14 protein-coding genes are annotated in these 12,981 nt (G+C 68.4%); 7 read left to right on the top strand and 7 right to left on the bottom strand.

Annotated elements, in window-relative coordinates; all coding sequences use genetic code 11:
- From Q8S38_RS03430 to Q8S38_RS03450, 5 genes are all read right to left on the bottom strand, one after another.
- A partial coding sequence (locus tag Q8S38_RS03430) for an MltA domain-containing protein (protein ID WP_305679027.1) occupies positions 1-848 on the bottom strand: 848 nt, incomplete at its 3' end.
- A gap of 30 nt (positions 849-878) precedes the next feature.
- Positions 879-1,610: a Tim44/TimA family putative adaptor protein gene (locus tag Q8S38_RS03435; protein ID WP_305679028.1), complete on the bottom strand. Its 732-nt coding sequence runs from the start codon at positions 1,608-1,610 to the stop codon at positions 879-881.
- 207 nt (positions 1,611-1,817) lie between these two features.
- Positions 1,818-2,732 carry an ABC transporter permease gene (locus Q8S38_RS03440; protein ID WP_305679029.1) on the bottom strand — a complete coding sequence of 305 codons (915 nt, stop codon included), beginning with the start codon at positions 2,730-2,732 and terminating at the stop codon, positions 1,818-1,820.
- Complete coding sequence (locus Q8S38_RS03445) at positions 2,729-3,670, bottom strand: ABC transporter permease (RefSeq protein ID WP_305679030.1); 942 nt, start codon at positions 3,668-3,670, stop codon at positions 2,729-2,731. The genes Q8S38_RS03440 and Q8S38_RS03445 overlap by 4 nt, the downstream gene beginning before the upstream one ends.
- 66 nt (positions 3,671-3,736) lie before the next feature.
- Positions 3,737-5,338 (bottom strand): ABC transporter substrate-binding protein, encoded by a 1,602-nt coding sequence (locus Q8S38_RS03450; RefSeq protein WP_305679362.1) that lies wholly within the window; start codon positions 5,336-5,338, stop codon positions 3,737-3,739.
- Positions 5,339-5,801: 463 nt separating this feature from the next.
- Between Q8S38_RS03450 and Q8S38_RS03455 the strand changes: the two genes are divergently transcribed.
- From Q8S38_RS03455 to Q8S38_RS03485, 7 genes are all read left to right on the top strand, one after another.
- Positions 5,802-6,653, top strand: a complete 852-nt coding sequence (locus tag Q8S38_RS03455; protein ID WP_305679031.1) for a CoA transferase subunit A — start codon at positions 5,802-5,804, stop codon at positions 6,651-6,653.
- 14 nt (positions 6,654-6,667) lie between these two features.
- Positions 6,668-7,441 carry a CoA-transferase subunit beta gene (locus tag Q8S38_RS03460; protein WP_305679032.1) on the top strand — a complete coding sequence of 258 codons (774 nt, stop codon included), beginning with the start codon at positions 6,668-6,670 and terminating at the stop codon, positions 7,439-7,441.
- Entirely contained in the window at positions 7,438-8,148 is a 711-nt protein-coding gene (gene pcaH / locus Q8S38_RS03465) for a protocatechuate 3,4-dioxygenase subunit beta (protein WP_305679033.1), read from the top strand. The genes Q8S38_RS03460 and pcaH overlap by 4 nt, the downstream gene beginning before the upstream one ends.
- Entirely contained in the window at positions 8,138-8,728 is a 591-nt protein-coding gene (gene pcaG, locus Q8S38_RS03470) for a protocatechuate 3,4-dioxygenase subunit alpha (protein WP_305679034.1), read from the top strand. Before pcaH ends, pcaG begins: the two co-directional genes overlap by 11 nt.
- Before the next feature lie 117 nt (positions 8,729-8,845).
- Positions 8,846-9,742, top strand: coding sequence for a 2-dehydro-3-deoxygalactonokinase (locus Q8S38_RS03475; protein WP_305679035.1), 897 nt, complete (start codon positions 8,846-8,848; stop codon positions 9,740-9,742).
- Positions 9,739-10,647 carry a ribokinase gene (locus Q8S38_RS03480; RefSeq protein ID WP_305679036.1) on the top strand — a complete coding sequence of 303 codons (909 nt, stop codon included), beginning with the start codon at positions 9,739-9,741 and terminating at the stop codon, positions 10,645-10,647. The genes Q8S38_RS03475 and Q8S38_RS03480 overlap by 4 nt, the downstream gene beginning before the upstream one ends.
- Before the next feature lie 24 nt (positions 10,648-10,671).
- Positions 10,672-11,388, top strand: a complete 717-nt coding sequence (locus Q8S38_RS03485; protein WP_305679037.1) for a retropepsin-like aspartic protease family protein — start codon at positions 10,672-10,674, stop codon at positions 11,386-11,388.
- Positions 11,389-11,509: 121 nt separating this feature from the next.
- Here Q8S38_RS03485 and Q8S38_RS03490 read toward each other — a convergent pair whose 3' ends face one another.
- Positions 11,510-12,139 (bottom strand): TadE/TadG family type IV pilus assembly protein, encoded by a 630-nt coding sequence (locus Q8S38_RS03490; protein ID WP_305679038.1) that lies wholly within the window; start codon positions 12,137-12,139, stop codon positions 11,510-11,512.
- A gap of 8 nt (positions 12,140-12,147) precedes the next feature.
- Positions 12,148-12,756 (bottom strand): TadE/TadG family type IV pilus assembly protein, encoded by a 609-nt coding sequence (locus tag Q8S38_RS03495; protein WP_305679039.1) that lies wholly within the window; start codon positions 12,754-12,756, stop codon positions 12,148-12,150.
- Positions 12,757-12,981: the final 225 nt, after the last annotated feature.

The raw sequence follows: 12,981 nt of genomic DNA on the forward strand, positions 1-12,981 counted from the left end.
TCGATCTCGCCGCGGTCGAAATAGGGCAGAAAGCGGCTACCGACCCAGCGGCCGGCGCCGGAGCGGGCATCGAACCCCGCCGAGCGGCCGCGGGCCGATGTGAGGTCGTCGGGCTTGGTCAGGAAGGGGGCGGTAAAGACCTCGGTCTTCTCCCGCGATGCCGGGACCTCCGGCTCGTAATAGCCGGTGAGGAAGCCGTCCTCCTCGATCCGCTCGCCGAAGCGGGCGATGCGCACCGGGCGGAACTCGGCCTCGAAGAAGGCGCGCGCCGCCTCCGTCGGAAGGGGATCGGAAAGGGCGAGCGCCCGCGGGCAGATGTCGCGCAGCGCGCGCCAGATGTCCGGCGCCGAGCGCGGCGGGTTGCGGGCCGCCATGAGCTGCCGGCAGGAGATGCGGAAGGCGCGGAAGGTCAGGTCCTGGCGGTCCTCCGCCCACCCCGGCAGGGCGGCGAAGCTGCCGGCCTCGCTCCAGGTCTCGGGAAAGACGAAGGGGAAGCCGGAGGCGTGCGGCTGTGGCGGCGCGGGTGGCTCCGTCCCGGCAGTCGCCGCCGGGTCTCCGGGCTGGGCAGGCGCGGGTGCCTCAGCAGCGGGAGCAGGCGAGGCCTCACCCGGCGCAGGGCTCGCCACGGCACCGGCCGGAGAAGGGTCAGCGGGCGCAGGGCCGGTCGCCGCAGGCGGTGCTTCGGCGGCGGGGCTCGCGGAAACGGAAGTACCGTCCGGCGCGGCGGGTGGCGGAACCTTCAGGATCAGCAGGAGGTCGTTGGAGCCGGCATGAAGCGGGCCGGGCGCCGTCAGGGCCGCCACCGCCCAGACCGCTGCCGCAAGGCGGAGGATCGGGCGATGCCTCATGGTTGGCCCCCGGGACGGCGAAAGGCCGGCTCAGCCGCCGGCTTCGGTGGCGATCAGGCGCCAGTTCGGGTCGCGGTCCGTGACGTTGCGGGCGAAGGTCCAAACGTCCGTCACGTCGGTAACCCGGTCGGGCGAGCCGTCGATGACGGCGCCGGCCCGGTCGCGCGTCGCGGTAACGAGCTGGGAGACGAACTTCAGCGTCACCTGGGCCTGGTCGCCGCGCTGCTGGGCGTCGACGATCTCGGCCTTCTCGATACCGACGAAGCGGGTCTCGACCTGCTCGCCGCGCGTCTCACGATCACGGATGGCCGCCTCGAAGCCCTCGAACACATCCTTGGCGAGGAGGTCGCGAAGCATCTTGCGGTCGCCGCCGGCAAAGGCCAGCACGATCATCTCGTAAGCCGCCTTGGCGCCGCCGATGAAGCCGGCCGGGTCGAAGGAAGGGTCGCGGGACGCGATGGCGTCGAAGCCGCGGGCGAGCGGCGTGCCCGGCAGGGCAAGATCGCCCCAGCGCGGCGCAGCAGGATCGACGGGGACCGGCGGCGCCATGGGCGCGGCGCCGTTGCGCGCCGGCATGGGGATGACCTCGCCACCCTGGGCGGGCGGTCGGGCGCCCGGAGGCAGGTCGCGATTGTTGTCACGCGGCTGGAACGGGTCACGCTCGCTACCGGTCTTCGTCCCCAGCACGCTGCGCAGGCGGAAGAAGATGAAGACCGCGAGGGCCAAAAAGATGATCGTGTAGATGTCGAACACGTTGTTCATGATCGCCGTCTGGAGGGGCCGCCCGGTCGCAGATGACGTGATGCCGCGAACGGACCGTCAGTGTAACCGTATTGAGGCTCTCAAATAAGGCATTTTTTTCGGGCCGCCAGTCCGCCGTGCGGTCGTGCCGCAGTTTCCGCTGCCGCGGACGGCCCGGAACGGCGACCGGGCGCGGCGAGATCCGCACCCGGACACCGGAAGGAGAGATCAGAACTGCTTGGCGAGACGCGGGTCGAGCGCGTCGCGCAGGCCGTCGCCGAGCAGGTTTACCGCGAGTACGGTGACCGACAGGAAGATGGCCGGGATCAGCACGATGTAGAATTTCACCTGCCAGAGCGCGCGGCCCTCGGCCATGATGTTGCCCCAGGACGGGATGATCGGCGGCGTGCCGGCCCCGATGAAGGACAGGATCGCCTCGGTCAGCATGGCGGAGGCGCAGATATAGGTCGCCTGGACGATGATCGGCGCCAGCGTGTTCGGCAAGATGTGCTTGACGATGATCATCGGCGTGCGCGTGCCGGCGGCGACCGCCGCGTCGACATAGGGCTGTTCGCGCAGCGAAAGGACCACGCCGCGCACCAGACGCGAGACGCGGGGGATCTCGGCGATGGTGATGGCGAGGATGACATTGCCGACCGACCCGCGCGTCAGCGCCATCAGCGCCACGGCGAGGAGGATGGAGGGGATCGACATGATGCCGTCCATGACGCGCATGATGATCGCGTCGGCGGCGCGGATGTAGCCGGCGATGAGGCCGATGGCGAGGCCGAAGACGGAGGCGAGGATCGCCACCGAGAAGCCGACGATCAGCGAGACGCGGGCGCCGTAGAGCACGCGCGAATAGATGTCGCGGCCGAGCATGTCGGTGCCGAACCAGAATTGCGCCGACGGCTCGCGGGTGCGCATGCGTGTCGAGATGGCCGTGGGGTCGCTCGTTCCGAGGAAGGGCGCGAAGATGGCCATGAGGATGATGGCGATGACGAGCGTGCCGCCGATGGTGATGGTCGGGTAGCGACGCACCAGGCGGACGAGGCCGACGCGGGTCTTCGGCTCGGCAGCGACGCCGGATGCGTCGTCAGCCTGCGCCGTCGCGGCGGGGGTATCGGAGCTATGCGCGGTCAATAGCGGATCCTCGGATCGACGAGTGTGTAGACGAGGTCAACGGCGAGGTTGACCAGGACGTAGACGAAGGAGAACAGCAGGACGAGGCCCTGGATGACGGGGTAGTCGCGCCTGAGGATGGCGTCGACCGTCAGGCGGCCGAGGCCGGGAATGGCGAAGACGCTCTCGGTGACCACGGCGCCGCCGATGAGCAGCGCCACGCCGATGCCGATGACGGTGATGACCGGAACCGCGGCGTTCTTGAGTGCGTGCAGGAACAGGACCCCGCGCTCGCCGATGCCCTTGGCGCGGGCCGTGCGGATGTAGTCCTGCTGCAGGACCTCCATCATGGTGGCGCGGGTGATGCGGGCGATCAGCGCCATATAGACCATGCCCAGCGCGATGGACGGCAGGATGAGATTCTGGAACCAGGGCCAGAGCCCCTGCGAGAGCGGCGTGTAGCCCTGGACGGGCAGCCAGTCGAGCTCGAGGGCGAAGATGTAGGCGAGGATGTAGCCGACGACGAAGACCGGCACCGAGAAGCCGAACACCGCGAAGGCCATGATGCCGCGGTCGATCAGCGTCCCGGCCTTCCAGGCGGAGATGACGCCCATCGGCACGGCGACGGTGACGGCGAGGATCAGCGTCACCACCATGAGCGACAGCGTCGGCTCGATGCGCTGGGCGATGAGCTGCGTGACCGGCAGGCCGGTGAAGATGGAGGTGCCGAGATCGAAGCGGGCGATCTGCCAGACCCATTCGCCGAAGCGGATCAGGAACGGCCGGTCGAGGCCGAGGCTCTGGCGGATCTTCTCCACGTCATCGGGCGTCGCCTGGTCGCCGGCGATGACGGCGGCCGGGTCTCCGGGCGCGATGTAGAGCAGGGAAAAGACGAAAAGCGCCACCACGGCCATGACGGGGATCGTCGCGACGATGCGGCGGACAATGTAGACGAACATCGACAGGATCTTCTCATGTGAGGAACCGGGAGGCGGACGAAGCCGCCCCCCGGCCGAGACGTTTCATCAGGCCTTGGCGACGTTCCAGAAGAACGGCAGCGGCCCCTTGGTGATGCCGGTCACGTTGCTGCGCCAGGCCGTGTAGGTCAGGAAGAACCCGGGCGGCACGAAGACGACATTGTCCAGCGCAGCCTTATTGAGGCGGGCGATCGCCGCCTTTTCTTCGTCGAGGTTCTTTGCCTCGAACCAGGCCGTCACCTCAGCCTCCACGGCGGGCACGTCCGGCCATCCGAACCAGGCGCGTTCTCCATTGGCCCGAATAGCGGTGTAGCCCGCCGGGTTGGTGCAGTCGGCGCCGGCGTGCCACGAGAAGAAGATGTTCCAGCCACCCTGGGACGGAGGCGTCTTCAGCGCGCGCCGCTGACCGGTGGTCCCCCAATCGGTGGCCACGAAGTCGACATTCATTCCGATCCGCTTGAGCAGCTCGTTGGCGACATCGCCCTGCGCCTTGGTCACGGGTTGGTCCTGGGCGACCACCATCGTAACGGGCTCGCCCTTGTAGCCGCTCTCGGCGAGGAGGCGCTTGGCACCCTCGATGTCGCGACGCCCTTTCAGGATCTCGCCTCCCTCTTCGGTGTAGAGAGGTGTACCGGGAGTGAAATAGCCGGGCAGGGGCTTCCAGAGGCTGTCATCGGAGCCGACGATGGCCCGCATGAACTCCTCCTGATCCAGCGCCATTAGGATGGCCCGACGGGCGCGCACATCGTTGAACGGCGGATGCAGGTGGTTGAGCCGGAAGGCGCCGATATTGCCGAGCGGGTCACCGATGTCGACACGGATGTTGCGGTTCCGGCGCAGCACGGGAACCAGATCGGCGATCGGGTTCTCCCACCAGTCGATCTCGCCGTTCTGGAGGGCGGCAGACGCGGTGGCCGGATCGGGCATGATGACCCATTCGATCCGGTCGACCAGCATCCGCTTGCCTCCGGCGAGCCACGAGGCGGGCTCGGCGCGCGGCACATAGTCGGCGAACTTCTCGAATACCGCCTTGGCGCCGGGAACCCATTCGTTGCGGACGAACTTCATCGGGCCGGAACCGATGTACTCGCTGATCTGCTGGAAGGGATCGGTCTTGGCGATGCGTTCCGGCATGATGAACGAGCAGGGCGAGTTGTTCTTGCCCAGCGCCAGAAGCATTTTCGGATAGGGCTTGGTCAGCTTCCAGCGGAAGGTGCGGTCGTCGACGGCGACGATCTCTTCCTGGATGGCCTTGATCATCAGGCCCATGGGGTCGCGGAATGACCACCGAATGAGCGAGGCCACGCAGTCCTTGGCGAGGACCGGCGAGCCGTCGTGGAATTTCAGTCCCGTGCGGAGCTTGAAGGTCCAGGTCAAGCCATCGGACGAGACCTCCTCCGACTCGACCATCTGGCGCTGGGGCGTCAGGGTGCTGTCGACGCCATACAGCGTGTCCCAGACGAGCGCCGCCGCATTGCGCACGACATATTGCGTGCCCCAGATCGGGTCGAAGTTGGCGAGATTGGCCTGCGGCACGAAGCGCAGCGTCTTTGCCGCCGCTCCCTGCGACAGGGCCGGGGCGGCAAGGCCGCCCGAGGCGGCGGCAAGTCCGGCGCCGGCGCCTGCTTTGATGAAAGTTCTGCGGTCCATCGTGGTGGTACTCCCCTGGAAATCCGATCCCGCCTTCGACCCTGGTGCGGAGCGGCGGATGCGCGCCTGACCATTGGTCCGGATATGTCTTCCGGGTCTCGGACGGCGCAGCCTAACCCGTCGCAAGCGTCGTGCCATAGGGTCTTTTCCTAGGCGCCGGACCTGCCGGCCGCTGTGCGGCGCCGCGACCTGCCGCATTTTCCTGCACAAAATGGCGCCACGACTGCATTCTCGGCATGCCGGGCCGTTCACGCAGAGGCGAAATGCATTTTCTGCTGCACGGGCGACTGCGACAATTTCGTCCGGCGCAAGGGCGCCCTGACAGAAACTCGGACCGCAGGCCGGGACGGGGCAGTGTATTTGGGCGTTAATCGCCCAAATGTCCGAATAGCGCACTTGACACGCCGCCCTGCCGGCGCAAGGAGTCACGGCAAGGAAACACAAAGGTGGAGAAGAACAGGCCATGGCCGAGTTCATGTCCTTGCGCGATGCCATCGCCACCCATCTGAAGGACGGCGACAGCGTGGCCATGGAGGGCTTCACGCACCTCATTCCCTACGCCGCCGGACACGAGGTCATTCGCCAGGGCCAGAAGGACCTAACCCTCATCCGCATGACGCCGGACATCATCTACGACCAGATCGTCGGCATGGGACAGGCGAGGAAGCTGGTCTTCTCCTGGGCCGGCAATCCCGGCGTCGGCTCGCTGCACCGCATCCGCGAGGAGATCGAGCAGGGGCGCGTCGCCATCGAGGAGCATTCCCATGCCGCCATGGCCAACGCCTTCGAGGCGGGCGCGGCCAACCTGCCCTTCGCCGTGTTCCGTGGCTACAAGGGCGTCGACCTGCCGAAGGTCAATCCGAACATCCGCTCCGTCACCTGCCCCTACACCGGGGAAGTGCTGGCGACCGTGCCGGCGGTGCGCCCGGACGTCGCCATCATCCATGCGCTGAAGGCGGACCGCGAGGGCAATGTCCTGCTGGAGGGCATCGTCGGCGTGCAGAAGGAGGCGGTCCTGGCGTCGAAGCGCTCGGTGGTGACGGTGGAGGAGATCGTCGACGATTTCGGCCCGCGCAACGCCAATGCGGTCATCCTGCCCTCGTGGACGGTGACGGCGATCGTGAAGGTGCCGGGCGGGGCTCATCCCTCCTATGCCCAGGGCTACTACAAGCGCGACAACGCCTTCTACATCGCCTGGGACAAGATCGCCCGCGACAAGGCGGTGTTCCTGAAGTGGATGGAGGAGAACGTGCTCGCCGGCGGGCCGGAGTCCTTTGCGGCGCAGGCGCGTCGCTTCGCCGTCGCGGCCGCGTGAGGGAGACAGGACCGATGAGCGCCTACACGCCCAACGAGATCATGACCATCGCCGCCGCCCGGCTCCTCACCAACGAGGATGTCTGCTTCGTCGGCATCGGCAACCCGTCCGCCGCCTGCAACCTCGCCCGCCTGACCCACGCGCCGAAGATCACGCTGATTTACGAGAGCGGCACGCTGTCGACGCGGCCCACCGTCCTGCCGCTCTCGATCGGCGACGGCGAACTCTGCGACACGGCGCTGACCACGGTGTCGGTGCCGGAGATGTTCCGCTGCTGGCTGCAGGGCGGCCGCATCACCATCGGTTTCCTCGGCGGCGCGCAGATCGACCGCTTCGCCAATCTCAATACCACGGTCGTCGGCCCCTACGACGCTCCGAAAGTGAGGCTGCCCGGCGGCGGTGGCGCGCCCGAGATCGCCAGCAATTGCGGCCAGATCTTCATCACCATGGCGATGGGCACCCGCGCCTTCGTCGACAGGCTGCCCTTCATCACCTCCTTCGGCCACGGCAAGGGCAAGGGTGACCGCGCCGCGCTCGGCCTGAAGACGAAGGGGCCGACCAAGGTGATGACCGATCTCTGCGTGCTGGAGCCAGATCCCGACACCGCCGAACTCACCGTCGTCTCGCTGCATCCGGGCGTGACGCGCGATCAGGTCCAGGCCGGCTGTGCCTGGCCGCTGCGTTTCGCGGCCGATGTCGCGGAGACGCCGGCTGCGACGGAGCAGGAATTGTCGGTGCTGCGCGATCTCCACGCCCGCACCAAGCAAGCCCATGGGGTGGCGGCATGAGCCTGATCTATCCGCGCGAAAGCCTGGCCGCGCATCCGGCAAACGCCTCGCCCGCCTACGGCTCGACGGTGAAGCGCGCCCCGTCGAAGCCGCTGATCCTGCTGCCGCACACCCTTTCGGAGACGACCGGCCCGGTCTTCGGCCATACCGCGGTCGCGGCTGGGGATTCCGACCTGACACGCCAGCATGCGGGCGAACCGCTCGGCGAACGCATTATCGTCTCGGGCCGCGTCCTCGACGAGGACGGGCGCCCTGTGCCGCACACGCTGATCGAGATCTGGCAGGCCAATGCCGGCGGGCGCTATGTCCATGTCCGCGATCAGCATCCTGCCCCGCTCGACCCCAACTTCACCGGGGCAGGCCGCGCGCTGACGGATGCGGAAGGGCGCTATCGCTTCGTCACGGTCAAGCCCGGCGCCTATCCCTGGCGCAACCATCACAATGCCTGGCGCCCCGCCCATATCCATTTCTCGCTCTTCGGGCCGAGCTTCCTGTCGCGGGTGATCACCCAGATGTATTTCCCGGGCGATCCGCTGTTCAAATACGATCCGATCTTCCAGTCGATCACCGACGCGCAGGTGCGCGAGCGCCTCGTCTCGCGCCTCGACCTCGCCACGACCGAGCCGGAATGGGCGCTCGGCTATCAGTTCGACATCGTCCTGCGCGGCCGCAACGCGACGCCGGTGGAGGAGCCCCATGAGCACTGATCCGCAAACGGCCGAGGCTCCCCTCGGCATCACGCCGTCGCAGACCATCGGCCCGTTCTTCGCCTATGCGCTGACGCCGCGCGCCTATGGCGGCAGCGAGCTCGCCACCGGGACCGTCGCGGCCGAGGGCGTCGCCGGCGAGCGCATCCGCATTGTCGGCACGGTCTATGATGGCGACGGCGCCCCCGTGGGAGACGCCATGATCGAAACCTGGCAGGCCGACGCGCAGGGCCGCTACAACGCCGCCGGCAATGCTGGATTCACCGGCTTCGGCCGCATCGAGGCGACCGCCGAGGGCGCCTTCCAGATCGAGACCATCCGCCCCGGCACTGTCGCCGCCCCGGACGGGACGATGCAAGCGCCGCATCTCTCGCTCTCCGTCTTCGCCCGCGGCATCCTGACCCGTCTGGCGACGCGGATCTATTTCGAAGGCGAGCCGGGCAATGCCGCCGATCCGGTGCTGGCGCTGGTCCCGGCGCAGCGACGCCACACGCTGATTGCGACGCGCGAGTCCGATGGCAGCTTCCGCTTCGATATCCATCTGCAGGGCGAGAACGAGACGGTCTTTTTCGCGGCGTGAACGCCGGTCGTCATGCCCGGGCTTGACCCGGGCATCTCCCGCAGGAGATTCTCAGGCTCTGCGCTACGCTTCGCCCGAGAATGACGGGAGCGTCAGCCACCCGCCGGAGCCTTCCCCATGCCCAGACCCCTGATCGCGCTCGACTGGGGCACGACCCGCGCCCGCGCCTTCCTTCTTTCGGAAAGGGGAGAGGTTCTGGAGCGCCGCAGCGCCGACCAGGGCATCCAGTCGGTTCCCGCAGGGGGCTTCCCTTCCGCCTTCGAGGCCATCGCCGGCGACCTGCGCCGGATGGCGCCCGAGGCGGACATCGTGCTGGCCGGCATGGTCGGCAGCCGCAATGGCTGGGTCGAGGCGGCTTACGTCCCGTGCCCCGCTTCGCCGGATGCCATAACCGCGGCCGGCCTGAAGGTCGCGCTGGCCGACGGCACGCCTGCGCTGATCCTGCCCGGCCTCTCCTGCGACGAAGGCGCCTTCGACGTGATGCGCGGCGAGGAGACCCTGATCGTCGGGCTCGGGCTGGCGGACGGCATCGTCTGCCTGCCCGGCACGCATTCGAAATGGGCCCTCGTGGAGGGTGGACGGATCACCCGCTTCGCCAGCTTCATGACCGGCGAGATCTGGGGCCTGCTGCGGCAGAACTCGATCCTCTCCCGTCTCGCCGAGGAGCAAAGCGAGGAGGGCGCACGGCTCGGCCTTGCGGCGGGCTTTGCCGCCTCGCGGCGCCCCGGCGGCCTGCTCAACACCGCCTTCGCGGCCCGCTCCGAGGTCTTGGCCGGGCGGCTGCCGGGTTCGGCCGTCGGGCCCTATCTCTCGGCCCTGCTGGTCGGCCACGAGATCGCGGGCGCGCTGGCGTTGTTCGGGCGGCATGACACCGTCCATCTCGTCGCCGACGGCGCCATGGCGGAGAGCTATGGCGGCGGGCTGGCCGCGGCGGGGCTGCAGGCCCTTGTGACGACGCCGGAAGCCGCCTTCGTCGCCGGCATCCGCCGTCTCGCCGGAGCCATCGCGGCATGATCGTCGTCTTCGGTTCGCTCAATGTCGATCTGGTTACCCCGGTCGAGCGTCTGCCCGGCGCCGGCGAGACCGTGATGGGTCCGTCCTACGCCCTCCATCCCGGCGGCAAGGGCGCCAACCAGGCGCTGGCGGCCCGCCGCGCGGGTGCTCAGGTGCGTCTCGTCGGCGCGGTCGGGACCGATGCCTTCGCCGACATCGCGCTCTCGCTGCTGGCGCAGGACGGGGTCGACCTCGCCGATGTCGCGCGCGTCGCGGCGCCGACCGGCGCCGCCTTCATCGCCGTCGATGCCGACGGCGCCAACCAGATCGTCGTCGCCGCCGGCGCCAATGCCCAGGCGAGCGCGATGCCCCTGGCGTCGCTGCCGCTCGGCGAGGGCGACATCCTGCTGCTCCAGCGCGAGGTGCCGGAAACGGAATGCCTCATGGCGGCACAGCGCATGAAGCAGGCCGGCGGCCGCGTCATCCTCAACCTCGCGCCCGCAGGCCCTCCCGATCCCGCGCTGCTCGCCGGCCTCGACATGCTCGTCGCCAACGAGCACGAGGCGCTGGTGCTGGCGCAGTCGCTGGGCTGGGCCGAGCGGGAGCCCGACGACATCGCCCGCCGCTGCGACGGCGAGCTCGGCATCGACTGCATCGTCACGCTCGGCGCGCAGGGTGTCGTCGGCTGGCATGGCGGCGTCCGCCGCCGGCTCGCGGCCCCCGCCGTCAGCGTGGTCGATACGGTGGCGGCGGGAGACAGCTTCACCGGCGCCTTCGCGGCGGCGCTGTCCGCCGGCTACGGCTTCTCCGGCGCCCTGCAACGCGGGCTCGCGGCCGGTTCGCTCGCCTGCACGCTGGCCGGTGCCCAGCCAAGCATTCCGCGCCAGGACGCCATCGAGGCCCTGGTCGGGCAGTCCTTCCTGTAGCTGCCCGCCCGCGCCAAGGCCTCTTTGTCCGGCTGCTGCAAGTCGTCGTTAAGTCTGTTCGGGGTCCCGAGCGTGCCGGATCTGCAAATGGCCCAATCCGAGCGCTTGTCTTCACGCTTCGGCAGGCACTCGCCCGGCATCCTGCTCGAGACGGAACGGGGAGGCAGGCTCGTCATGGCGCAAAGGCCGATCATCTGGGCGCTGGGAATCGCCGGCTCGGCTGCGCTGAGCGCCGTCGTCTATGGGGACAGACTCGCCCGCCTCGTCGGCGTGGAGGACGCGCCGAGCGCGGCCTCGATGACGACCGGCGAGCGATCGGCCCCCTTAAGGACGGACCAGGCAAAGGCCGTCGCGGCGCGTCCGAGCGAGCCGCCGACGCTGACTGTCGCCGCCGACTATCGCGGCCATTATGTGGTTCATCCCTCGATAGACAATCTGCGAATCCAGATGCTGGTCGACACCGGCGCGAGCGTCGTCGCGCTAACGGCCAAGGATGCCCGCGCACTTGGCATCCAGCCCTCCAGAGCTGACTACAAGATGACGCTCAGCACTGCCAACGGCACCGTGAAGGGCGCGCGGGTCAACCTGCGCGAAGTCCGGCTGGGCTCGATCCTGGTGCGCAATGTCGAGGCGGTGGTCCTGCCGGAAGGCGCGCTCTCGATGAGCCTGCTCGGGACGTCGTTCCTCGGCAAGTTGAGGGGCTACGAGGTCCAGACGGGCCGCATGGTGTTGCGCGGCTGAGCGGCTGCTTTCCATCCCCCCGGCACAGCCGAGTCTGCGCATCGGCCTCACGTCTCAACCGGGGAACGGATCAGGGCGCGCCGGTGTGGCCGGAAACAACCGGACGCCTTCCGCGCTCGCCTCAGCCGAAGCCTGGGCACATCGCCACGCCGGTGCGCTCGATCTGCTCGATGCTGGCGTTGCCGCCCGCCTTGCCCAGGCGCGGCCGCATGTAGATCGGGTCCCCGCCGATCGTGAGCGGGCCGCCGGTGATGATCCAGCCCACGACAGGCGTGAAATCATAGCTCGCCTGCGCCATCATGAGCGAGGTGTTCGGCAAGCGTAGATCCGTCGGGATGGACACCGTCGTTCCGCGCGCGAGCTTGGTGGAGTTGCGCTGCTCGCTCCAGCACACCTTCGCGACGCCCGCGGAATCGATCACGATATGATGCACCGACATTTTGGCCGCCACGGCCGTATAGGGCATCATCACGGTCTGGGCCGCGTCGAAGATGTTGCTCATCTCGGTGTTGGAGATCGTGCCGGCCTGGGCCTGCGCTGTCAAATCGGCGAGGGACCGGGTCAACTGCGTGACCTTGCGGTCGATCATGACGCCCTGGCCGGTTTCGACGATGCCGAAATAGATCGCCAGCATCGCCGGCAGGATCATCGCGAATTCGACGGCCGCTACGCCACGCGGATTGCGGCGAAACTGCCGCAGCAGGCGGCGCAGCGCCGCGCGATTTCGGATGAGGGAGAAGGCGCGCGTCATTGGCAACCTCATGTCGCGGGCGCGTTGAAGGGTTCGGTCCGGAAGGTCGTCGAGGCGACGATGCCGCGGCGGCCCTCGCCGATATTGGCGAGGCTGGACGACCAGGAGGTGAAGGTCAGCGGATATTCGAGCACGGCACGCACCACCACGATCTGCTGCGGCTGGGGCTGGTTGAACCCGAATCCGGTGGTGTTGAGGCCCCCCGCCGTGATCGGATTGCTGCCGTCGACGCCGGTCTTCGCGCCGGCGAAGGACGAGTAGGTCCGCACGTCGATGACGAGCTTGGAGCAATCGACCAGCCCCGGGGAACTGGCGCAGATGTCGTTCTTGAAGGCGGCGGTGTTGGCCGCGGTATTTCCGGTGTAGCGGGTCAGCGATTCGCCGGTCAGCAGCCGGCGGGATGTCTGCGACACCGCTTCTTCGAGGACCTGGCTGGTCCAGAACATCATCGCGGTTTCGATGATGGCGGCCAGCAGCATCAGGAAGGGCGTGGCGACCATGGCGAACTCGACCGCCGTCGCGCCGTCCTGCGATCGACGGAACCGAGCCAGCACGCGCACGCGGCGGCCTGGGGCGGGAGCCGCGTCGGGAACGGCATCGGCAGGCGCCGCCGGCATGTCTGTCGTTTTGCTCGCAGAGGGAGTCGTCATGTCGTTCGAGACCCGGTTGTCGCGTCGCAGATCGTGCCGCGGGGCGTCGCGCCGGCTCTCGCCTGGGCCATCGTCGGAGGCGGCATCGGCTCCATCGACCTTGCCAGTCATAGCGGCAAAGCCTTGCCGATCCGTTAGACCCGTATCGGGCCCGGTCGAAACACGGTTAGCCGATGATTTACCTTAGGGCCG

The sequence above is a fragment of the Allobosea sp. genome (genome assembly GCF_030695125.1).
Classification (GTDB): domain Bacteria; phylum Pseudomonadota; class Alphaproteobacteria; order Rhizobiales; family Beijerinckiaceae; genus Allobosea.

Coding starts and splice junctions, on each gene's coding strand:
- Q8S38_RS03435 (WP_305679028.1), bottom strand. CDS start 1,610: ATGAACAACGTGTTCGACATCTACACGATCATCTTTTTGGCCCTCGCG.
- Q8S38_RS03445 (WP_305679030.1), bottom strand. CDS start 3,670: ATGTTCGTCTACATTGTCCGCCGCATCGTCGCGACGATCCCCGTCATG.
- Q8S38_RS03450 (WP_305679362.1), bottom strand. CDS start 5,338: ATGGACCGCAGAACTTTCATCAAAGCAGGCGCCGGCGCCGGACTTGCC.
- Q8S38_RS03455 (WP_305679031.1), top strand. CDS start 5,802: ATGGCCGAGTTCATGTCCTTGCGCGATGCCATCGCCACCCATCTGAAG.
- Q8S38_RS03460 (WP_305679032.1), top strand. CDS start 6,668: ATGAGCGCCTACACGCCCAACGAGATCATGACCATCGCCGCCGCCCGG.
- pcaH (WP_305679033.1), top strand. CDS start 7,438: ATGAGCCTGATCTATCCGCGCGAAAGCCTGGCCGCGCATCCGGCAAAC.
- pcaG (WP_305679034.1), top strand. CDS start 8,138: ATGAGCACTGATCCGCAAACGGCCGAGGCTCCCCTCGGCATCACGCCG.
- Q8S38_RS03475 (WP_305679035.1), top strand. CDS start 8,846: ATGCCCAGACCCCTGATCGCGCTCGACTGGGGCACGACCCGCGCCCGC.
- Q8S38_RS03480 (WP_305679036.1), top strand. CDS start 9,739: ATGATCGTCGTCTTCGGTTCGCTCAATGTCGATCTGGTTACCCCGGTC.
- Q8S38_RS03490 (WP_305679038.1), bottom strand. CDS start 12,139: ATGACGCGCGCCTTCTCCCTCATCCGAAATCGCGCGGCGCTGCGCCGC.
- Q8S38_RS03495 (WP_305679039.1), bottom strand. CDS start 12,756: ATGCCGGCGGCGCCTGCCGATGCCGTTCCCGACGCGGCTCCCGCCCCA.